Below are 20,055 nucleotides of genomic sequence, written 5' to 3'. Positions count from 1 at the left end.
GCCCGCCTGCGCTGGGACACCCGCACCCGCGACCACGTGGAGCGACCCGTTAGCCAGGCGAAGACACGTCGCGAAGCCATCCGCTGCCTCAAACGCTACGTCGCACGAGAGATCTACCAGACGATCGTGCCGCCCAGAAACAGTGCCTAGTGGTCCTGGACGTCACCGCCGCTGATAAGGCCACCGCCCGAGCGGTGATGGCCCACTTGGAGAAGTAGTGGGCCACCTCCGGCATCACACCCGTGCGGCACGCGCCTGGAGTGCCGGGCGTCAAAGCCCGCGTGTACGCAGACCTCCGACGCCCCGGCACCATGACCTGATTGGCCGCCGCTACGAGCGACACAGTCCTTAAGAGTTGTCATCCTCGGCCAACTGCCCGTGCTCACCTCCGGTCGACTCCCACAGGGCGGCGATGCGTGCGGCGGCGGCGCGGGCCGTGGCGAGGTCAGCGGCGGTGATGTCGACGCGGACGATGCCGGGGCCGGCCCATGGTGCGGTGTCAGTCATGTTGTCAGGCACGCAGGTCCGGCCGCCGTGGTTCGCCGGGCGATGGGAATTCACACGACCGGGTGCCTCACTCAACTTTCGACGTTTTCACAGCTGATCGTGGGGGGATCGCTCAGGCCGGTGATGTGGCGTCATCGCGACGCGGAGGGCAGGACAAGCAGAGGAGCATCAGCGGTGCTTGCGTCGCCTGCAAAGCGGCCCGGGCTCCCCCACCTGACAAAGACGGCGCATGGGCAACTTCTTCGACCCCAAAAGGATTTGGGACAACAGGGGACCGTTTCCGCGCTCTGGTCCCCTCCGACGAGGACCGCGAGGCAGACGAGTCCCCACGAGCCGCCGCACAACGCGAAGTCAAAGAAGAACTCGGACTGACCACCGAGCGAGGACGCCTCCTCGGGATCCCCATCGGTGCTCGCCTCGTGTTTCCCCGGCACGACGAAGGACACATCGGGCCGATCTCCAGAAAGCTCGGTGGACCGGCTGCCGGTACTACTGCCGCCCAGCTGTCCCCTTCGGCGCGCCGCTACCGGGCCAGGGCGAGCAGGACCCTCTCCAGGATCTGTCGCAGGGCCGCCCGGTCGGTGGTGTCCGGGCCGGGTCGCGTCACCCCGTCGTACGTGAGTCCCTCGGCGAAGGCGACCACGACCCGCCCGCCCTCTTCCGGATCCGGGCTGCCGAGCGCCGCCGCCAGCATCCGGGCCTGGCCGATGAAGCGCTCCCGGGCGCGGAGCAGTTCGGTGCCCAGCTCCCCTTCTGGGTGACGCGCCGTCAGGAGGATGATCTCCAGGCGGGCGCGGGTGCGGTCGCGTTGGGGGCCGAGCCAGTGGGCGAGGACGCCTGCGAAGCGGTCGGCCACCTGGCGTACCGGCGGCGCCTCGGCCAGCTCTTCGGAGACGGTCGCCGCTTCGATGTCCGCGACTTCCTCCTCGGCGATGAACGCGACCACGGCGGCGAGCAGTGCCTGCCGGGTACGGAAGTAGTAGCTGGTCGACCCGGCCGGCACCTTCGCCTGCCCGTCGACCGCCCGGTGGGTCAGCCCTCGCAGGCCCTCCTCGGAGATGACCGCCACTGCCGCGGTGAGCAGCGCCTGTACGCGGGGGCTTCTGGCGCTGCTCACGCGACGGCCCGCTTCCTGAGCCTGCGGAGCATCATCCGGCGGACGAGGCCGCTGAACGGCTCGATGAACCGCCAGTACCGCCCCATGGCACGACGAGCAGCCTCGTCGAGGCACAGGACCCGGGTCTCGGTGACGACCTGCGTGCCGCCGGTGGCGGCCTCCGCGGTGAATCGCATGCTGAACGTCGCCTTCGCGTAGCCGGGTTCGTCAAAGGCCAGGAACTCGCTCGGGCCTGTGACGTCCGGCCGTCCGTCGGCCGCACCCATGGTCCACCACTGCCCCACGATCCCCCGGACCGTCTCTCGCGGCGGGTCTTCGGCCAGCAGCAGGAAGCTGTCCCGCAGGTCCTTCTCCGGGACCGGTGCCTCGCTGCCCCCGCTCTGCAGGCGGCCGAGCTGCCGCCGCACGGCGAACAGCGCCCGGACGACTGGCCCCCACCCCCCGCCGGCCTGCTCCATCTCCTGCCACGCCGCCCACACCGCGTCCACCGGGGCCGGGATGACCGTCTGGTGCCGGGAGCCGAAGTCCGGGCGGGGAACGAACGTGCCTGCGAGTCCACTCATACCGCCGGCGCTACATTTGTAGAGTCCGGGGAGTCGGGCTTTCGGCAGGGTCAGCGCGGATCCGCCTGAATCAGGGAACCGGGTGGTGACGAAACGGGCCGTCCAGCGTGACGAACGTGACTCCCGAACTCATCGACATTGATCACGGTGGCAGCACACGAAGTGGCTCCCGAAGTCGTTGACGAACGACTCCCGTTCTCGCGTACACAGCCAGGAGCCCAGAGGTGACGAGCGGTTTACTGCTGCTGCTCCCGGCCGCGCAATGCGCTCAGGGGCAGGCGCCGGCTCTTTCCACCATGACGGTCGCGGAGGATGGCCACGTCGCCGAGCAGCTCGCGCAGCTTGTCCTCTTCGGCCTCGGCACGGGCGTAGCGGTCGGGGAGGGTGGCAAGCAGGTGTTTCCACTGGCGCTGTCCTGCTCGTACGCCGCCCCGCCCTCAGCGCCGCCGCATCGACCGCGAAGCGCACTGACCCAGCCTCAGCACCACGAAACAGCCTCGCCTATTGGGCGGGGCAGTTTCGCGTTTCCACGCCCGGCACAGTCGGCTGACGGGCAGCGGGCAAGCGAGAGCCTCGCCGACGGGGGGCGAGGCTGCAACCAGTGTGGCGGCAGTGCGCCGCCGATGCGCCCGGATTGCCCTGCCGAGCGCGCCGGAAGCGCGGCGCTCCGTCGGCGACCGGACGGCTCCGGTACTCGGCCGGGCACGCGCTCGGCGGAGGCGAGGCCGGCGGACAGGGAGGCCAGGAAGGAAGCGGGAAGCGGGAAGCTGAGGGGTGGAAGGCGAGGCGAGGGAGGGACGACAGAGTGAGCAGGCCGCGCCGGGCTGTCAGATATAAAGCCTCTTCCTCCGGCTATCGCGGAGAAAGATGTGTCGTCGAGCGAAAGGGGCCCATGGGTTCCCGACGTCACCCTGCCCCACCACAACGGACGCACCGAAGGCGTCAACACACGAACGAAGAGGATCATGAGGCAGATACACGGACGGGCCGGGTTCACCCTGCTCCCCCACCGCATCCTCCTCCAGTAATCACCACACTTCGTCACCACCGATTACGGAACAGAGCCGTTCATTGGACAGGCCCGACAGGCCCCCGGGAACAGGTAGTGCACAGCAACAGGCTCGGCGTGCTCCCGCAGCCAGTCGACAGGGAGTTGCTGGCTGAAGCCCAACTGCGCTGCTTCCGCCTCCAGGAGGAGGAGCCGCAGGTCACGGAGTCTGCTCCCCGCGCGGGGATGGTCCCCCTGAAGAACAGGAGCGTGGACCGTGTGCGACCGGAAACGTTCTGGGGTCGTTGAACAGCGCAGCCTCCTTCTCCTGGTCTGACCGCCGTCACCGCGGCCTGCCGCCTGTGCCCTGGCCAATCACCCTCACCTGAGGAACCGGGGGTGTCCGGCCAGCCAGCGGGTATGCCGCAGCAGCGGGTAGAGCTGTGCGCGCTTTGCCGCAGCGTCCGTCCCGGCCGTAACCGGTCCGGCCTCTTCGACGAGGACTTCACTTGGCGGACTCTGGAACGGCAAGCAACTGAACTCCCCAAGGCGTATGAGGGAGTCAGGTGGCAGCCACACCAGGAGGAATACCGCTGGGCTCAGGGTCTGGCCCGGAGTTATTGGACGCCCGCCTCGGTGCAGGCGGCACTGCGCAGTGCCGGGGACTCCGTTCGAGCCGGCCGGCTGATTCGCACCGTTGAGCTGTTGCCCCACGTCTTGACGGCGGTCAGCGACGGCGACCGGTCGCTACGGTCGATCCGGACTCTGATCGATAGCCTCACCGACCAGAGCTTCCCGCAGCCATGACTGGGTCCGGCCGTTCGTGACACGCATGGTGCGTGGCTGGCACGACTTCCAGCGGCCCTCAAGGGACCTGCCCGCGTAGGAAGGCGCGATGTGTATCTGTCTTCCCTGCGGGTCGAGTGTCTGTGGCAGCACTAGGCAGGTTGCCGCGACGTGCGGCTACTGGCCGGTTGCTCCGTCGATCCGTTCACGGAGCAGGTCAAGGTGCCCGCAGTGGCGGGCGGTTTCCTCGATCATGTGGGCAAGCGCGTAGCGCAGAGTGAAGCTCATCTCAGGTGCTTTCGCGCGGTCGTCGAGCCCGGCCCCCGCCACGACGCCACGGGAGCGCTCGCATGCTGCCTGGTAGTCAGCCACGATCAACGCGAGGGTGTCTGATGGCGCCAGCAGGAAGTTCCCGTGCGGGTCATCGTCGGTCCACGGCCATACAAGATCGGCGTTGGCGAAGTCGATGCTGAACCAGAACAGCTCAACACCAGTCAGATGCTTGACGACCCCCGCGGGACTCAACGTCGAGGGCGGTACTGGACTGCTGAATCCCTGCTCGTCGCTGAGACCGGCAACCTTGTTGACCACCGTCGCGCGCAGGAAGTCCAGGAGCCCTGCCAGAATCTCCCGTTCGGTACCGTCATCGGGTGGCCGCGACCGGGACACGGGTATGACGCCATCGGATTCCATCCGCACAACTTACTGGCATGCGCAGTCAAGCATCAGGTGAAGCCGCAGTGTCAAGGATCAACCGAGACCGGACACTTCCACCTGCCGCTCAAAGGTGCACGTAAGAGCTTTTCTGGGCCGACTGTCGCGACCTCGCCGTCCGAGCGCACATCCAGCTCGGCGGCCCGATCGTCCTGGTCTTCATCGACTCGGACCAGCTCACCCACACCACTCCGTCGAGGAGCTGTCGAGGAGGACGCCCCAGAAGGCGGCTCCCTGGGGCCCGGCGCCCCGCGAGAGATCTCGGAGCGCCGGGCCTTTCGCTGTCGGTCAGCCGACCTTGAAGGAGAGCGTGGTGGAAGGGCCCGAGCTGCCGTACGGGCCGAGGGCCCACACTTCGATCGTGTACATGCCCATACGGGGATGTGCCCAGGTGTCGGTGGGGCCCGTGACTTCGTGGACGACACCCTCTGAGTGGACGTACCACTTGTAGCCGCTCACCCGACCTGGCGTTTCGGAGGCATTGGGCTGCATGGTGAAGGTCACCGGGATGTCGCTCCCCCCGCGCGCCCAGCAGTCGTTCGCGGTGCATTCGGTGTACGGGGCGGAGAGCTTCACCTGCGGTGGGAGGGGGGAAGCGGACCAGGTCCGGGTGATGCGGTCCACGGTGACTTCGGCAGAGGGCGCCGACTCCTGCCCGTCCTCGTTCACCGCCGTGACGTAGTAGTACGAGACTCCGGCAGGCGCCGTTTCGTCCCGGAATTCGTTCGCCGTGATCTTCGATCCGCTGAGCCGGGTCCATGCCTCGTTGGACGCGGTCCGGCGATAGACGTGATGGCCGAGGGAATAGTCCCCCGGGGTCCAGGTGAGGCGGGTCGAGAAGTCGCTCGGCGTCGCCTCGACCGCCGTCGGCGGGGCGAACGGTGCCGGGGCCGGCCTGGTGACCGTCCCGGACGTGGCGGCCGGCGAGGCGTTCCCGTACACGTCGACCGCTTGCACGCGGTACTGGAACGCGACGCCTTCCTCCGCCCGTGCATCGGTGTAGGAGCTGCCGAGCACGGTCTCCGGCCCGTCGGGGTCGTCCTGCCCCACCGGGGCGCCCCACACCTCGTAGTGGTGGGCGTCATCTGTATTGGCAGTCCAGCGAAGCACGTTGCCCGCCGTGGTGCCCTGCGCCGTCAAGCCGGTCACCTCCGCGGGCGGGACGGTGTCGGGGTCGCCGGTGTCCGCCGCCACGGACCGCGCGGACTCGTTGTGGGCGGCATCGAGCGCGGTGACGCGGTAGTAGCACCGCTTGTGGATGTCGGCGGTGGTGTCCCGGTACGCGGGGTCGGCCAGGTCGCCGCCGACGCGTTCGAACGTCCCCGTGGCGCTCTCCGACCGGTACACCCGGTAGGCGCTGGCGCCTTCCGACAGCTTCCAGGCGAGCGCCACACTGCCCGGGGCGACCTTGGTGGTCAGCCCGGTGGGGGCGGCCGGGGCAGTCTTGTCGGCGGTGGTGACGGGCATGTCGGCGGTGCCGGTGGACTCGCGCCCGGCTTTGTCGACGGCGCGGACCTCGTAGTAGTACACGGCGCCGGTGCTCGGCGGGGTGTTGGCGTACGACGTGGTGGTGACCGGCGTGCTGTTCAACCGCGTGAAGGTGCTGGTGCCCTTAAGACGGCGGTAGACGCGGTAGCCGGCGAGGTCCATCTCCGTGTTCTTGGACCAGGCGACGGTGGTCTTGAGGGTGGAGGTGCTGTACGTCGCCTGGGCGCCGGTCGGGACAAGGGGCGGCACCTTGTCGATGTCGGCCGAGGTCCTGGGTGCGTACGCGAACTTGACGTTGGCGTAGCCGGTCCAGGCGACGAAGTCGACGCGCAGGGTGTGGCGGCCCTTGGGGATGGTGAGGTTGACGGTCTTGGTCTGGGTGGTGGAGACGTTCTTCCAGACGTCGACCTTGCGGACTCCGTCGACGTACACGCGTATGCCGTCGCGGACTTCGGTGCTGAGGGCGAAGGGGCCGCCGGAGCCGAAGTCGCGGGTGGTGGACCAGCGGACGGTGAAGTTGTCGTTGGGGAGGGTGACTCCGGCGGGGTCGCCGGTGCCGTAGTTCTCGTTGATCGACGTGTCGCAGGCGGTGAGCTTCGGCGTACCGGAGAAGGACGCGTTGGCGTAGTACGTCGCCTTCCACACGCCGTCGGCGCAAGTGACCGCGGCCTGCGCGGCGGTGGTGGGCAGGGCGACGCCGGCGACGGCTGTGCCGAGCACGGCGACGGTGGCGCAGGCAGCGCGGAGACGCTGGGTCATGGAGGTTTCGGGTCGCTCTCGGTCCGGTCTGAGGGCACCAGGAGTGTGGGGGAAGCGCCGGACGTGATCATGCCACGGGCCCGGCGCCCCGGCAACGGACCTCTGGCCAAGTCCGTGGGTAAGGGACCGGCACCCACCCCGTAGAGCCTCCAAAGCCCGGTGCGGCTGGTGACGCCATCACACCGCCCGCCGGGCCCGATAGAGCCACCCGCAGAGAGCGCACAACCAAGTTCTGAGGTTGGATAGCCGGATGGAACACATCGAGGCTGGGCTGTTGCCCGACATCGCTGACACACGGACCGCCGGACTCGCTCGCCCGGTACGGGGAGTGAAGGTGTATTCCCGCCAGACGCTCACCGCCTGCTGGCCGACGTACGGCAGGGCGGAGTTGGACTTCGAGCCGGTTCCCGAAGGGACGGTGTCGTCGTGCGAGCTTGCCTGTGCGGCGCTGCCGGAACCGGATGCTGAGCTCGAAGGGGCGCTCGTCCAGGGTGTAATGCGGGAGCTGGCCGGTGAGGACAGCAGCCCGGAAGCACGCCGGGGCAACTCAGTGGGCGCCCGGGTCATTGTGCGAGCCCTGTCGTGGCACCCTGTCGATTCCTGCGAAGCCGTATTCGTCCGGCTGGGTGCCCTCGCAGTGCGGGAAGCACTCCAGTGTGTGGCAGAGGACCGCGAGCCGCGGGAGATCGTGACACGGGTCAGCCTGCTTTGACGGCCGTACTCACCTGCACCCACGGTACGAAAGCCATTGCTGTCGCGCTCATGGGCCAACTCGAGCCCGACCACAACTCGATGCGGGTCACCCGTATAGAGCACCCCGTGCGCATTCAGAGCGGGTGAGATCGCCTGCGCGGCTCCCTGACGGCCGGCCAGGAGGCTCCGACGTCGCGCCCATACCGACGACTTGGAGATCGGCCGCCTAGGCCGCCTTTCTGTGCGTCGCTTTTCGGCGGGATGCGCGATTTCGCCGATTCCGCCCACGCGACGACTTAGGCGGGGGCGGCTTCCTTCGTCAGGGCGGCGAGCGGGGAGCGCCCGCCTTTGCCGACAGCGCAGCTGCTCCCAGTCGACGTCGGGGTGGGCTGCGGGCAGAGCGTCGATGTCGGCGGTGCGGCCCACAGTCGACGCGAACCGCACGGGCTCGACCTCCTCCGCTCGCACCACTCGGAGCCGGCGACGGGAACCGCGCGCCCCGAAACAACGAGACCGACCAGCTCAGGCAACGAATTCTGACCGGAGTACCAGCCGCCATCATCTGGTCAGCGACATGACCCGAAAGAGACGACCTAGTCACGGGCCCCAGGAACCTCAGGAGCCTCGCCATACGTCGTACCAGGCATGATCGTCATACCTGATGCCCGGACGGCCGAGTTGTACGCACAGTGGTCCCGGGCCGGTGCCCGCACCGATCCGGCCGAGGCTGAGCCGCTCGCTCTCGACTGTGTGCGCCGACTTGCCGCCGATCCCGGCGGTGAGTCGGCGCATGTGTGGGTGGCGGGGCTTGCAGCGATGGTCCGCTATCTCGCCTGGCGGCCGCGGCCCGAGACGGCGCGCGCCGCTGTCGCCGCGCTCGTGGCCGCCGCGTCGGCGCTGGACGCGACGGACTGCGGACACGAGGCGCATCCGTACGAGGAGGAGCTGGAACACCTCTCCGAGGACTCCTGGGGATCCGTGGGGGCCGCCGCCGACTACCTGATCGGGGAGCACCCCGAACACCCCCGGCTGGAGGGCGAGTTGTGCCCGGGCAATGTCGCGGGCATCGCACGCGTCACGGCCGATGTGATCGCGCCGTTCTCGGCATCCGGGATACCCGAGGCGGTGCCGGAGGAGCATGCGCAGTCGGTGCGGGATCTGAAGGAGATCCTCAACGACTACCCCGTCATCGAGCCCGCTCCCGAGATCGAGTCCAACACGGGCTACCTGTCCGACCATCCCACCCGGGGCGCACTCGCGGGGTACGTCCTCACGCAGCATGTGACGGTTCCGTACGCCGTCCACCGGATCACCCTACGTCCGGTCTTCGACGCGATGATCGAGGGTCTGGAGCGGGCGCTCGGGCTGCTCGGCGATGCGGGCGGCTGTGCGCACGCGGACGGTGAGCACCCCGACGAGGACGACCTGTACTACGAGTCGGTGGCCGAGATCGGCTTCCACGTGCGCAGCCCCGGCGGGCGGGCCGAGCTCGCCGGATGGTTGGACGAGCCGGCCGACGTATGGGTGTGCCCGGACTATCTGCGGGGCCTCGCCGAGGAGGCGCTGGGTGAACTGCGTTCCGCGCACGAGGAATTGTTCGGCGTACGCGACACCAGCGGCCTGGACGCCGCGTTCGTACGGCCCGACGGGCACCTCGACATCGGTGCGCTGACGCAGACGTTCGTCGACGCCGACGACCTCGACGACTCCGGTGTCGCAGGCCAGAACGCCGGCCTCTGGGCGGCACGCCGGCACGCGGAGGCCACCGACCCGCACGAGCGGCTCGTTCTGCTTCACCTCGCCCTGTGGGCTGCCTCGGTCTTCGACCTGCCGTACGGCGTGGGGCGCGAGGTGCGCGCCCTGCTGAGGGGTATCGACCCCGAGCCGCTCGACCATGACTGCCCGCATGGCGACGGCCATCCGGACGCGGATCTGCGGGAGTCCGGGCACCGGCGCAAGGTGTTCAAGGCGCACCTCGATCACCTCTACGCCCCGGCGGAGTTCGGGGCGCCGGAAGGCGCGTACCCCGTCGACGTATGGGCCTGTGCAAGCCTGCTCGCCGACTGGGCGCGGGACCCGATCGTCGCGATGGACGAGCAGTACGAGGAGATGGACGAGGAGGATGACGATGACGGATCGATCTTCCGCTGAGCGGGCGGACGAACTGGTCGATGCCTGGGACGAGATGAGGGAGTACGTCGACCACGAACCGCAGACGTACGAGCGGCTCGTCGTCGGGTGCGCCCGCAAACTGGCCGCCGATCCGAGCGGGCCGCTCGCGTACAGCTGGACGCTGGGTCTGGTCCTTGCGCTTCCGTACCTGGCTACGAGGAAACCGGAGGACGGTGACGTCGGGGCGGCGTTCGACGCGGCGCAGGCCGTCGACCGGGCGCTGCGGGACGCGCACTGCACGCACCAGGGCCACCCCTTCCAGAGCGACTTGGAGGGGGAGCTCGGGAACATGGCGGACGTCCTGCGGGAGCTCGCCGACAACGGGAGGCGCTGGACGGACCTCAGGCCGCGCGACGCATGGCTGTGCCCGCGCAACGTCGCCGGGCACGCGCGCGTGGTGATGGAGTCGCTGCGGCCCGGCTCGGCCGACGACGTACCGCCGTTCCTGCCGTTCGAGGACCGGTACGAACTGGAGGGACTCACCGCGATCATGGAGGGCTATCCCCTCGCCAGGACTTTCGACGTGGCCTGGGACCTCTCCTTCGCGGCCTCCGCGCTGCAGGAGGCGGCGGACGACGAGCTGGCCGGCCGGGTCTTCGTGGCGACCTCCGTCGCGTGGTACGTCGAGGCCGAGGCGGACGACGCCGACGCGCAGGAGCTCGTCGACGAGCTGGCGGGCGCCTTCGAGCGCGCGATCGGCCTCCTCGACGACGGGCCCTGCCCCCATGGCGCGCACCCGGACCTTCCGATCGACACCACCGAGGCCCTGTGGGTGGGCATGCACCTGGCGAGCGCCCGCGGCCGCGCGGCGTACGAGAAGTGGCCCGAGCCCTGGGCCCCGCCCCTCGACACCGCCCTGTGTCCGGCGTTCGTCGCGGTCACGGCCCGTGACTCCCTGACACGGCTGAGGAACGACTGATGACGTACGAACAACTGGTCCGCTCCTGGAGCGAGACCGGACAGGACCGCTACGGTCCCGAGGACGTCCAGGACCAGGCCGTCCTGGAGTGCGCACGGGCACTGGCGGAGGATCCCGGCGGAGAGCTCGCGTATCGGCGGGTGTTCGGGCTTGTGCTGATGCTGCCGTACACCGAACTGGCCGCCGGGGACGTGCCGCGTGGCTATGTACGTGAGTTGCGATGTCGTTTCGACGTGAGACGGGGAGTCGCACGCCCGCGCGAATAGGTGATGTACGCGAGAACGGGTTCTGGCTCAGCTTCTGTGGTGTGGGCACGCCGAGTAAGGGGTTCAGATAGGAGATGGCACAATGCTGGTGGAGAAAACGAGCGGTCAGTCCTCTGCTGTCGGCCGCTGGTTCAAGAAGTGCTTCGCCGCTTCGACCGCTTCTCTGCTGAGTTCCTCGAAGGAGACGCCCCAGCTCTCCTCCCAGCCGTCCAAGTTGTGCGCGCAGTGCACAAGTGGCTCCAGCTCTTCGGGGTAGCCGAGGTCATAGGCGATGTGTGCCCAGATGAGGTGGGTGCCGACGGCGGAATCCAGGGATCTGTCGGCGATCTGACCCGCTATCCAGTAGGCCATCGCCCACTTTGCGGCCCGGGGGTCCGCGGGCGGGTGGAAGAGCAGTCCCAGCTCCTCCAGCACCTGGTCGAAGAGCGCTGGCGCTTCGGACTCTTCGCTCCGGAGGAGGCCAGCCAGCATGGCGAGGGACGGGCTCTCAACCCCAGCAATCAGCGCGTCCAGCCCTGCCTGGATGAGCTGGTCAGACCCGATGTGCCTACCGAATGCCCTCTCACGCGCGATGCTTCTGAGCCGATCGAGGGCGTCGTCGCAGGTCATCAGAGTCTTTCGGTCAGCATCGGGGGGGGGGGGGGGGGGGGAAGAAGGCTCGCACATCCGCCGATGCTGCCACCATCGAGTTCCTCCCGTCGCCGGTGATCAGGACATGAGGACGCGCTTCCGCAGGAGGGCGAAGCCTGCGCGGCCGAACATCTGGCGCTTGAGCATCTTGATCCGGTTTACGTGCCCTTCCACGACGCCCAAGCTCCAGGCAGTTGAGCCAGAGCCCGCTTCCCGCGTACACAGCCAGACGGCTTTGGCTGTTGACGTCAGGAGGTTGGGGCTGCAGCGTGCTTGGCGGAAGATGCGCCAACCCTTGAGGGCGGCCACGCCGCGTTCGACCGGATACGGAGCCTGGCATCAGCCTGGTTCAGCGATGTCTGATTCAGCGGTAGCTCCTTGCCTGGAGATCGTCTGGTGGGCACGGCGAACGTGCCGCCGGCGCCGGTGCAGCCCAGGTCGGCCAGGACGGGAAGGCGTAGATACCGCGCCCGCGCTCACCCGCCGTGGGAACACCGGCTGTAGTACTAGCGACATGACCTTCGCCGCCGGATTCGCCCTGCCGCGGTTGCCAGCGTCGTCGGTCCGAACCGGAGCGCTCCGACCAGTCCAGGCGATCTTGCCCGTTCCACCAGGCGGAGTACTGGACCAGTCCCCGTCCGCGATCGGATTCAGCTCGTCGAAGGCGCCCAACTCCCGCCGAAGCGGCATGAGAAGATCGCATCTCGCGAGTTCAACGGGGCAATGGATCCGCAGCAAGTTCCATCGTTCCAGGTCAAGGGCATCTGCGTTTTTCATGTCCGGGAAACGGACGAACACCAGCCACTGGATCAACGGTTAGGGGATGGCGCGTGATCAGTCTGGTATCCGCCGTGATTGCAGTAACCGGGGCGGTCTTCACTGCGGGAATCGGATTCTGGTGGCAGTCTCGATTGAAGAGTGTCGAGCGGCAGGACTACATGAGCCGCTACCGCGACTCTCTGCTGTGGGTAGCCTTCGACCTGCAGAGCAGGATCTACAACATCCTTTTCGGTCACGTGATTGATCGGGAGACCTCTGGATCTGCCTTCATGCAGGAGCTCCTGATCGAGGGAACCGATCGACAAGCGAAGTACGCACGTTTTAGTACGGCCTACGTCTTCGCCGAGTACCTTGGATGGGCAGAGATCTTTCGACGTGACATCCAGTTCTTGGACCTCGGGAAGAATGATCGCAACCGCAAGGTCCTGCTGTGCTTGGCGAACATCAGTCGGACGCTCAGCTCAGCACGCATCCCAGGTATCAGCTACAGGCTGTTCCGCGCTGACCAACGAGCCATCGGAGAACTGATGATCGCCGATGACAGCAACCCTGGAAACCGTTGGTGCCTCGGCTACGCCGAGTTCACCCGTAAGATCCTCCAAGACGACGAACTCCGCGAGTGGACGGAAGAACTCTTCGAGCATATTGATCGGGCAGCCCGTCATCCCGACGAGGCAACCGAGCGGCTACTGAGACTCCAGTATCAACTCGTCGAATTGGTCGATCGCCTAGATCCTGACCGCGTACGATTCCCTGCTGCTGAACGCACGCGGTTCCCGTCAACGAGGCTACTTGCCGAACTTGAGCCCTATCAAGTCGGACAACTCGGCACGCCACAGCAGGGTCCGTCTGAGTGATCTGCTCCCTCCAGCGGTTATTGAGGCTTTCAGATGGATCACGGATCGGGTGACGGCCGTACCTCGTGGGTGAGCGCAGAACGAACAAGGCTCCCCGGCGGTTGAGCGAGACGTCTCACGTCTCAACTCTCACGACAGCGAGCCGTGCGCGAGCTCGTTCGCCCTGGAGAAGCTCGGGGACGTCTTCCTGGGCAGGCGGCAGAGATCGGGGAATCCGCCGAATCACTCGCCAGCGGCGTCGTCTGGCCGAGGCCCGACTGCGCAAACTCTCGGGAGAGTGCGTTGTGCAGGCGTACCGGTACCGGATGCTGCCGACTTGGCGCATCGTCCGTGCGCAGTCGCATCCCCTCGTCGCCGGTGGGCACCCGGGTGCCGGCATCTGGCAGGAGCTGGTCGAGGCCGGCTGCGCACATAAGGATCTGCATGTCCGCGTCGACGTTGAGCGGGCGGTGGAAGGAGCCAACCGGTAGTGACTTCAAGTGTGGTGTGCGGCCTGATGCGCACCGGCTCGCCCGGGCTGGTGGTCGCGATGAAGGTGCGGTCCAGGTAGCGGATCGCCGCGGCAGCCCGCTTGGCACGCCAGCAAAATTTCCCCTTCGCCAGCTCTCCCGGTCATGAGGCGCCGTCAGCTGTCAACGGACGACGCTCGCGCGACTGCTGCCGCGGGAGCGGGTCTGTCCCGCGGGGGTGGAACTGCTCGCTCCCCTGGGCGGCGCGGCGTGGCCGCTGTCGCCCAGGGGAGGGGAAGGCAGAGCGAAGGCGTCAGAGCACGTCGACGTAGTCGCCCGCGGCCTTTACCGCCGGAGTGGTGGACGTACCGGCGAAGTTCCAGCGCCAGTAGCCGTCGGAGGCGGCCGTGACGGTGGTCTTCAAGTTGCCCGTCCCGTCCGTCGTCACGGTCTTGACGGTGGTGTACGTGTCGCTGCCCTTCGGGCGGAACTGCAGCCGCACGGACTGGTTGGTGTAGCCCGCGTAGATGTACCTGTCCCAGTTGGCGCGGGCCAGCTTGCCCGTGACCGTGATCGTCTTGCCCTTGGTGACCGGCTCGGGCGAGGCGTTGGCGCTGAGCGTGGAGCGCCGCTGCACGGGGTGGGTGCCGTAGACCTCCCCGTAGTAGTCGCCGTCCTTGGCCGTGACCTGAACGTTCACGTTCCACGGCCCCGCAAGAGTGTTTCGCGGCAGGTCGATGTCACTTTCGAGCCGGACGGTGAGCTTGCACGTCGAGGTGGTGGCACTGTCAGCGGTGCACGTCGGGGTGCCGTGGTACGTCCAGTAGTCGTCCCCCACTTCGCGATCGATGCCGAAGAACCGGTGGCCGCTGTGGCTGATCCCCGAGTCGTCGGAGGCGGTCACCGAGATGGTGAACGACTCCGTGCGTGAGGTGCCGAAGACGACGGCCTTGCCGCCGTTCACGGAGACCTTCTTGATCTCCACACCGGTCTCCGCCGCGAACGCCGCAGGAGCGGCGGTGAGAGCGGAGCCGGAAAGTACCAAGGCGCCGGCGAGAAGGGCACCTATGGATGCTGCGCGCATGAATCCCCATATGGTTCGAGCCGCCCGCGACCGTAAACCCCCCGGTCACAGGCATGACAGATGCGCGTGAGGATACGCCACCCTGACATTCCCGGGCCGACCTGATCAACGGCCGGCACGGAGGCTCGCCGAACAGATTGCCGCATCCCAACCGAAACTCAACATTGCTGCCATTCGCACTCCGCCTCGGACTCCCCAGCGACGGCGGAGGCGGCGGCGGAAGCGGCCCGGACGTTCATGGCTGGGTGGTTTGTTCGCGAATGTCGACGTCACCGAGCAGGCTTGGCGGCAGAGCGGGGTGATCGTGAAGTGGCGCGGCCGAAGTCGGTGGTCAACCAGCGTTCGATAGACACATCAGGGAATTCGTGGGGCTGGTAGGTACCCGCCACCGGGGAGATGTCGGTGATTCGGTCGAGACGGAAGGTGCGCCAGTCGTCCCGGTCGACATCGAACGCCACGAGGTACCACTGGCCGGCGCGTAGGAAGTGGCGGTAGGGCTCGACCAGACGGGTTGACGGCCGGCCGTGCTGGTCGGTGTAGCGGAACCGGAGCCTGCCGTCCTCGGCCACCGCGTCGGCGATCACGCCGACGGTTGCTGCCGCGACCATGGCGCCGGGCTGCTGCAGCACCTCGGTTGCGAGGTCGGTGGCGGCTGCGCGGCGGCGCAGGGGGCGGGGCAGGACTTGGTCGAGCTTGAGCAAGGCGCTTGAGGCGACCGCATCCTTGGGGAGCCAGGCGCGGATCAGGTGCAGCCCGGCTACCAGTGCGGTGATCTCGTCGGCGGTGAACAGCAGCGGCGGGACCTTGACCCCGGGACTCAGCCTATAGGCGCTGCCTGGTCCCGGGCGGGCCTCGACCGTATACCCAAGCCGGCGTAGCCGCTGGGCGTCGCGTCGTACCGTGCGGGCGCTCGTGCCGAGCCGTTCGGCCAGGTCGGCGGCCGTCCACTCGCCCCCCGACTGCAGCAGAGTCAGCAAGGTCAAGGTCCTGATCGTCGGGTCGAGGTCCATGCCCTCAGCCTTCCAGGAGAGGAGGACAGGTTCAGGCCGCCTCTGCTCCTAGCCTGAAGTCGAGTCACCGAATGAGAGGAAACTATGCAGATCGCTGTCACTACCCCGACCGGCAACGTCGGCCGCCACGTCGTCGCCACGCTGGTCCGCGCCGGGGTCCGGCCGCGCGTCTTGCTGCGCGAGCCCGACCGGCTGGCTCCCGACGTCCAAGACGAGGTGGATGCCGTGCCGGTCGACCAATACGATGCCGACGCGGTAGTGGCCGCCACCGACGACGTTGACGCACTGTTCTGGGTGGACCCGACCACCGGCAGTGAGGATCCCCTCGCCGACTACGCCCGCGCCACCAGCAGCGTGGTCCGCGCCGTCACCGACAACCGGATCGGCCGCGTCGTCTTCCAAAGCAGCATCGGCGCCGAGAAACGTCACGGTGCCGGCGAGATCGACGGCCTGGCACACACCGAAACTGCTTTGGATGCCACGGGCGTCGACGTCACCCACCTCCGCTGCGGCTACTTCTTCACCAATCTCGAACTTCAACGCGATGCCCTACGCGCGGGCACCCTCCAGGTGATCCTTCCACTCGACCAACCCATGGCCTGGGTGGCGCCTCGCGACATCGCCGAGGTGGCCGCCACCCGTCTGCTTTCTCCCACCTGGTCCGGACGTTGCGTGCAAGCAGTTCATGGACCCACCGACCTCACCTGGCGACAGGTTGCCGAAATCCTTACCGCCGCCACCGGTCGGCAGATCAGCGTCGAACGGATCACCGACAACGCCATGCGCACCCAGCTCCACCAGGCCGGGATGAGGGACGGATTGGTCGAGGCCGTGCTCGGAATGTCGACCGGCCTTCGCGAGAACTTCGTGCCCGAACAGCGCCGCACCGTCCAGACCACCACCCCGACCACCCTCGCCGCCTGGGCCTACGACCATCTCCGGCACCAGATCGTCGACGCGTCGTAAGGAATCCGGTCAGGTAGCGGTGGCTCCGTTGCGAGGTCGGCTTATCGGACTTCCGTTGCCTGACAGTCCGCCAGGGTGGTGCCGCAGTAGTCACGCAGCTCGCCGAACGAGAGGAAGACCTGGAAGCTGCCCGAGCCACCAACCGGGAGCTGATGGCCCAGCTCAACAGCAAGTCCCAGCGACGCCGCTGACGTTCCGGCCATGGAGCCACTGCCAGCAGTACGGCCGCCAAGTCCCTGAGCGACCGCCGACCCCGGACTCCTCTCTCTGGACGCCGTCGACTACGTGCCCGACGTGGTGAAGGAGCCGGGGGAAGATCTGCCGCCTGCTCTCAGCGCGGCGACCGCGGACACGGGGTCGTCGGCGTAGAAACGGAAGGCGCCGGCCTCGGCGGGCTTGCCCAGGACGCGTACGTACCGCACCGGCTCGGTGAGCTCGACGGTGACCGTCGTCAGGCCAGCCACCGCCACATCGGCGACGCCGCTCTCGTCCGCGGCGGCCAGCTTGCCATTCGGAAATCTCCGGTCCAGATGGACGGAGGCTATGCGGTCGGCCGGGATGCGGATGTCCAGCAGGACGCCATAGCGCAGGCGCAGCGAGCCGTCGGCCCCGATCACATGCGGGCGCACTACGCAGGAGGCGTGCAGAGCGATGAGGAAGTAGCAGCCCCAGATGTCGAGGACGAGGGTGGCGGCGTGCACCACCGGCCAGGGGATCAGGTAGGCGAGGGCCACGGTCTCGACGATGCAGACGAAGAGCAAGCCGTACATGGTCGCCGTCTGGCCCGGTGCGTACGGAACGGGGAGTTCGCCGCCGCGTACGCCGTGCGGGCCACGGCGGGTTACCCAGAGCAAGAAGCTGGTGGAGAGGGTGATCTCGTGGGCGATCAGCTTGCGCACGGATGCCGGAACGCTGTCAGCGATCGCGGCCAGGAAGGCAGAGCGACGGTGGAGACCCTCGTGGCGGTGTCGCCAGTAGTCGAGGAAGAGCACTGCGGTCGCCCCGGCCATGAGCGCGAGCACCGCCAGCTCCACTGCCAGCCAGACGGCCGGGGCTACTCGCACCCCGCCGATCACACACATGAAGATCACGAGTTCGCATGGTGCGAGCGCGGCGAAGGCCCAGCGCACAGCCTTTCTCAGCGCTTTCACCTGGCACTCTCCTTGAGCAGCTCGATGGCGCGGCGCACGGCTACCACCTGGGCAGGAGAGAACTCCGCGAAGAGGGCATCCGCGAAACCGCCGTCCTCCCCTGAACCGCAATCGCCTTCCGCGGCGATCATCGACTGCGCTGCCTCGTCCGGGATGCTCTCGACGATGGCGCGGGCAGTCTCCTCCACCCGTGGGTCGTCCTCGGCTGCCTCGGCCAGTTCGTCCATCTGGGCGTAGACGTCGTAGGCGCGCCGCATGGCCTCCGCGTCGACACTGAGACTCTGCCCCATGGCGTAGAGCCAGCCGCGGTCGCCGCCCGGTGAGCCGGTCTCCAGAAGGGCCAGCAACTCCCGCTCCTTGGCCGCCATCGCTGGCTCCGGTCCGGGCAACAGCGCTGAGGCGCGGGCCATGTCTTCGAAGAGGGCGGCGAGTTCGGGAGAGACAGGGGCCTCGGTGGGCAACCGCCCGGTCCGCTCGGCCTGCTCAAGCAGTTGGCCCAAGCGGACGCGGCGCTGGCGGATGGCCTCCTCCTGGCGGGCCAAGTCCGTGTCCAGCTCGGCGAGGATCTCGACGAGGTCTCTGCCCGCGTCGTCCGCCAGAACGTCCTTAACTTCGTCCAAGCTCAGGCCGAGTTCGGTCAAACGGCGGATACGGGCCAGCTCGACGGCGTCGCGCAGCGAGTACTCGCGATACCCATTGGACTGCCGCGGCGGCTCGGACAGCAGCCCGATGCGGTGGTAGTGCCGCACGGCGCGGGTTGTGATGCCGACGATGCCGGCGAGTGCTCCAATTCGCATGGCCCCAGTAGAAACGTTGTCGCTGCGACAAGGTCAAGCGGCACAGTTCACGGCAGACGACGTTGGCCGTACCAAGGCGGTGATCGTGGGGACGATCAACGTCCACGACAGCTGTCGCACAGCACTTCAGCCGACTGCGGGACGCTGAACAGGGAAACACCGGCCAGTCATCAGTCACAACGGAAAGTGCCCAGCCTCCTTCCCTCTTCAGGCTTGTAGACGTGTGAATGCTCGGCGTAATCGGGAGGCGATAGGGGCAGGGGATGCGGAACACTTCCCCAGGTGATCGTGATGCAGCCCGTCCTGGAGATCTACACCCCTGATGGCTTTGACCTCTGGCCTGTCGCCGAGATCGAGCCGTTCAGCTACCTGCCACTCAGCGGTGAGCTCGCCCCCGCCGAGGTCGGGACAGCGGTGATGCGCATCGCCGGCTGCAACGACATCGACCCGGAGCAGGATGACCGCCCGCCACGGCCCGCCGACCCGCTCGGATCCTTCCTGCACGGGCTGCTGACCTTCGACAACCTCTTCGCGGCCGGTGGCATGCAGGTCACGGACAGCTCCAAAGGCACCGCCTTCCTACCCGGCTGCTGCAATGGGCTGGAGGACTGGCGTGACTGGCGCGAGGTCGTCAACGGCAGCGGCCCAGCCTCCTTCGGCCACGACCCCGACCCGTTCGCCGAGCGCCTCGGCGACACCGTCCGGTTGACCGTCGACGCCGAGCAGAGCGACAGCCCGGTGATCGAACTGTCCGTCACCGAGCTCCACCATCTGCTCGACGGCGCCGAGCACGACCTGGCCAATTTCCTTGCAGTGGCCGCTGACTGGGTGTCTCAGTACCTGCCCGACCACTCCGCCCCCGTCACCGCCGCCCTCGCACGCGTCCTCGCCCTGCCCAAGTCGGCCGTACCGCCAAAGCCGTAGGGCAACGGCCTGCTCCGTCAGGTCCGCCGGATCTTGCTGGCCGAGGGCGTGCGCTGGCGTCGCACCAGGTCCTGGACCCGCTCGAAGGATCCGGACTTCGAGGGAAAGGACGCGGATCATCGGCCTGTATACCTGCCCGCCCGAGACGTGCCGGTAGGCGTCCCGGCGTTCCTGCAAGGCCCCGTTGTAGAGGGAGCAGTGATCGCGCAGCATCTCGCCGAGCGCGGCGGCCTGGCGGACGGTCGGCCGCATGAGGAACTTGTACGCACGGATCATCCGGCCCACCCCCTTCCGGTCGAGTCCTTGATCATACTGCGCTTGGTGTATGTCACCACGCTGGGAACCAAACACCGATATCCGCCGGGGCCGTCACGTCGTCTACAACTTGCACGTCCACTTGGTGTTCGTGCCCCAGTACCGGCGCGAAGTATTCAA

19 protein-coding genes and 4 pseudogenes are annotated in these 20,055 nt (G+C 67.7%); 11 read left to right on the top strand and 12 right to left on the bottom strand.

Annotation, left to right across the window (positions count from 1 at the left end):
* Positions 1 to 230: 230 nt before the first annotated feature.
* Positions 231 to 320 (top strand): annotated as a pseudogene (locus J7I98_RS42120) (hypothetical protein); the annotation flags it as partial.
* A 28-nt stretch (positions 321 to 348) separates the two neighbouring features.
* Here J7I98_RS42120 and J7I98_RS40500 read toward each other — a convergent pair.
* Positions 349 to 507: a DUF6207 family protein gene (locus tag J7I98_RS40500; protein WP_214930053.1), complete on the bottom strand. Its 159-nt coding sequence runs from the start codon at positions 505 to 507 to the stop codon at positions 349 to 351.
* On the opposite strand from J7I98_RS40500, the pseudogene J7I98_RS43230 reads away from it, so the two are divergent.
* A pseudogene (locus J7I98_RS43230) lies at positions 489 to 893 on the top strand (hypothetical protein); the annotation flags it as partial. The gene J7I98_RS40500 and the pseudogene J7I98_RS43230 sit on opposite strands and share 19 nt — an antisense overlap.
* 137 nt (positions 894 to 1,030) lie before the next feature.
* Here J7I98_RS43230 and J7I98_RS40490 read toward each other — a convergent pair.
* From J7I98_RS40490 to J7I98_RS40470, 5 genes are all read right to left on the bottom strand, one after another.
* A complete protein-coding gene (locus J7I98_RS40490; protein WP_214930052.1) occupies positions 1,031 to 1,624 on the bottom strand; it encodes a TetR/AcrR family transcriptional regulator in 594 nt (197 codons plus the stop codon).
* Positions 1,621 to 2,187: a hypothetical protein gene (locus J7I98_RS40485; protein ID WP_214930051.1), complete on the bottom strand. Its 567-nt coding sequence runs from the start codon at positions 2,185 to 2,187 to the stop codon at positions 1,621 to 1,623. The genes J7I98_RS40490 and J7I98_RS40485 overlap by 4 nt, the downstream gene beginning before the upstream one ends.
* Before the next feature lie 1,369 nt (positions 2,188 to 3,556).
* Entirely contained in the window at positions 3,557 to 3,706 is a 150-nt protein-coding gene (locus J7I98_RS40480; protein ID WP_214930050.1) for a hypothetical protein, read from the bottom strand.
* Between the two features lie 432 nt (positions 3,707 to 4,138).
* The gene (locus J7I98_RS40475; RefSeq protein WP_214930049.1) at positions 4,139 to 4,654 is read right to left on the bottom strand and encodes a DinB family protein; all 516 of its coding nucleotides are present in this window, start codon (positions 4,652 to 4,654) and stop codon (positions 4,139 to 4,141) included.
* Positions 4,655 to 4,963: 309 nt separating this feature from the next.
* On the bottom strand, positions 4,964 to 6,922 hold the full coding sequence (locus J7I98_RS40470; protein WP_214930048.1) for a PA14 domain-containing protein: 1,959 nt from the start codon (positions 6,920 to 6,922) through the stop codon (positions 4,964 to 4,966).
* Positions 6,923 to 7,256: 334 nt separating this feature from the next.
* On the opposite strand from J7I98_RS40470, the gene J7I98_RS40465 reads away from it, so the two are divergent.
* From J7I98_RS40465 to J7I98_RS40450, 4 genes are all read left to right on the top strand, one after another.
* Entirely contained in the window at positions 7,257 to 7,634 is a 378-nt protein-coding gene (locus tag J7I98_RS40465; RefSeq protein ID WP_214930047.1) for a hypothetical protein, read from the top strand.
* Between the two features lie 626 nt (positions 7,635 to 8,260).
* Complete coding sequence (locus tag J7I98_RS40460; RefSeq protein ID WP_214930046.1) at positions 8,261 to 9,766, top strand: hypothetical protein; 1,506 nt, start codon at positions 8,261 to 8,263, stop codon at positions 9,764 to 9,766.
* On the top strand, positions 9,744 to 10,706 hold the full coding sequence (locus J7I98_RS40455) for a hypothetical protein (RefSeq protein WP_214930045.1): 963 nt from the start codon (positions 9,744 to 9,746) through the stop codon (positions 10,704 to 10,706). Before J7I98_RS40460 ends, J7I98_RS40455 begins: the two co-directional genes overlap by 23 nt.
* The gene (locus J7I98_RS40450) at positions 10,706 to 10,972 is read left to right on the top strand and encodes a hypothetical protein (protein ID WP_214930044.1); all 267 of its coding nucleotides are present in this window, start codon (positions 10,706 to 10,708) and stop codon (positions 10,970 to 10,972) included. The genes J7I98_RS40455 and J7I98_RS40450 overlap by 1 nt, the downstream gene beginning before the upstream one ends.
* 105 nt (positions 10,973 to 11,077) lie before the next feature.
* Here J7I98_RS40450 and J7I98_RS40445 read toward each other — a convergent pair whose 3' ends face one another.
* Positions 11,078 to 11,581, bottom strand: a complete 504-nt coding sequence (locus J7I98_RS40445) for a hypothetical protein (protein ID WP_214930043.1) — start codon at positions 11,579 to 11,581, stop codon at positions 11,078 to 11,080.
* Positions 11,582 to 12,432: 851 nt separating this feature from the next.
* Here J7I98_RS40445 and J7I98_RS40440 point away from each other — a divergent pair.
* Positions 12,433 to 13,239: a hypothetical protein gene (locus J7I98_RS40440; protein WP_214930042.1), complete on the top strand. Its 807-nt coding sequence runs from the start codon at positions 12,433 to 12,435 to the stop codon at positions 13,237 to 13,239.
* A gap of 284 nt (positions 13,240 to 13,523) precedes the next feature.
* Positions 13,524 to 13,709 carry a hypothetical protein gene (locus tag J7I98_RS40435; protein WP_214930041.1) on the top strand — a complete coding sequence of 62 codons (186 nt, stop codon included), beginning with the start codon at positions 13,524 to 13,526 and terminating at the stop codon, positions 13,707 to 13,709.
* Positions 13,710 to 14,001: 292 nt separating this feature from the next.
* On the opposite strand, the gene J7I98_RS40430 is transcribed toward J7I98_RS40435, so the two are convergent.
* Positions 14,002 to 14,772, bottom strand: a complete 771-nt coding sequence (locus J7I98_RS40430; protein WP_214930040.1) for a hypothetical protein — start codon at positions 14,770 to 14,772, stop codon at positions 14,002 to 14,004.
* 269 nt (positions 14,773 to 15,041) lie between these two features.
* Complete coding sequence (locus J7I98_RS40425; RefSeq protein ID WP_251021922.1) at positions 15,042 to 15,755, bottom strand: YafY family protein; 714 nt, start codon at positions 15,753 to 15,755, stop codon at positions 15,042 to 15,044.
* Positions 15,756 to 15,866: 111 nt separating this feature from the next.
* On the opposite strand from J7I98_RS40425, the gene J7I98_RS40420 reads away from it, so the two are divergent.
* Positions 15,867 to 16,748, top strand: coding sequence for an NAD(P)H-binding protein (locus J7I98_RS40420; RefSeq protein WP_214930038.1), 882 nt, complete (start codon positions 15,867 to 15,869; stop codon positions 16,746 to 16,748).
* 281 nt (positions 16,749 to 17,029) lie between these two features.
* Here J7I98_RS40420 and J7I98_RS40415 read toward each other — a convergent pair whose 3' ends face one another.
* Both J7I98_RS40415 and J7I98_RS40410 read right to left on the bottom strand, forming a co-directional pair.
* The gene (locus J7I98_RS40415; RefSeq protein WP_214930037.1) at positions 17,030 to 17,899 is read right to left on the bottom strand and encodes a hypothetical protein; all 870 of its coding nucleotides are present in this window, start codon (positions 17,897 to 17,899) and stop codon (positions 17,030 to 17,032) included.
* Entirely contained in the window at positions 17,896 to 18,696 is an 801-nt protein-coding gene (locus J7I98_RS40410; RefSeq protein WP_214930036.1) for a MerR family transcriptional regulator, read from the bottom strand. The genes J7I98_RS40415 and J7I98_RS40410 overlap by 4 nt, the downstream gene beginning before the upstream one ends.
* 291 nt (positions 18,697 to 18,987) lie before the next feature.
* Here J7I98_RS40410 and J7I98_RS40405 point away from each other — a divergent pair, with 291 nt between their 5' ends.
* A complete protein-coding gene (locus J7I98_RS40405; RefSeq protein WP_214930054.1) occupies positions 18,988 to 19,620 on the top strand; it encodes a hypothetical protein in 633 nt (210 codons plus the stop codon).
* 141 nt (positions 19,621 to 19,761) lie between these two features.
* On the opposite strand, the pseudogene J7I98_RS42115 reads toward J7I98_RS40405, so the two are convergent.
* Positions 19,762 to 19,896 (bottom strand): annotated as a pseudogene (locus J7I98_RS42115) (helix-turn-helix domain-containing protein); the annotation flags it as partial.
* Positions 19,897 to 19,945: 49 nt separating this feature from the next.
* On the opposite strand from J7I98_RS42115, the pseudogene J7I98_RS40400 reads away from it, so the two are divergent.
* Positions 19,946 to 20,055 (top strand): annotated as a pseudogene (locus J7I98_RS40400) (IS200/IS605 family transposase); the annotation flags it as partial.

Source organism: Streptomyces sp. ISL-98 (assembly GCF_018614055.1).
Lineage (GTDB): Bacteria > Actinomycetota > Actinomycetes > Streptomycetales > Streptomycetaceae > Streptomyces > Streptomyces spiramyceticus.
This window is presented reverse-complemented; position numbering and strand designations above follow the sequence as displayed.

Excerpts from the sequence above, each read along its gene's own strand:
- J7I98_RS40445 (WP_214930043.1), bottom strand. The coding sequence starts at position 11,581 with ATGACCTGCGACGACGCCCTCGATCGGCTCAGAAGCATCGCGCGTGAG.
- J7I98_RS40420 (WP_214930038.1), top strand. The coding sequence starts at position 15,867 with ATGCAGATCGCTGTCACTACCCCGACCGGCAACGTCGGCCGCCACGTC.
- J7I98_RS40455 (WP_214930045.1), top strand. The coding sequence starts at position 9,744 with ATGACGGATCGATCTTCCGCTGAGCGGGCGGACGAACTGGTCGATGCC.
- J7I98_RS40410 (WP_214930036.1), bottom strand. The coding sequence starts at position 18,696 with ATGCGAATTGGAGCACTCGCCGGCATCGTCGGCATCACAACCCGCGCC.
- J7I98_RS40430 (WP_214930040.1), bottom strand. The coding sequence starts at position 14,772 with ATGCGCGCAGCATCCATAGGTGCCCTTCTCGCCGGCGCCTTGGTACTT.
- J7I98_RS40475 (WP_214930049.1), bottom strand. The coding sequence starts at position 4,654 with ATGGAATCCGATGGCGTCATACCCGTGTCCCGGTCGCGGCCACCCGAT.
- J7I98_RS40450 (WP_214930044.1), top strand. The coding sequence starts at position 10,706 with ATGACGTACGAACAACTGGTCCGCTCCTGGAGCGAGACCGGACAGGAC.
- J7I98_RS40460 (WP_214930046.1), top strand. The coding sequence starts at position 8,261 with ATGATCGTCATACCTGATGCCCGGACGGCCGAGTTGTACGCACAGTGG.
- J7I98_RS40405 (WP_214930054.1), top strand. The coding sequence starts at position 18,988 with ATGCAGCCCGTCCTGGAGATCTACACCCCTGATGGCTTTGACCTCTGG.
- J7I98_RS40470 (WP_214930048.1), bottom strand. The coding sequence starts at position 6,922 with ATGACCCAGCGTCTCCGCGCTGCCTGCGCCACCGTCGCCGTGCTCGGC.
- J7I98_RS40485 (WP_214930051.1), bottom strand. The coding sequence starts at position 2,187 with ATGAGTGGACTCGCAGGCACGTTCGTTCCCCGCCCGGACTTCGGCTCC.
- J7I98_RS40500 (WP_214930053.1), bottom strand. The coding sequence starts at position 507 with ATGACTGACACCGCACCATGGGCCGGCCCCGGCATCGTCCGCGTCGAC.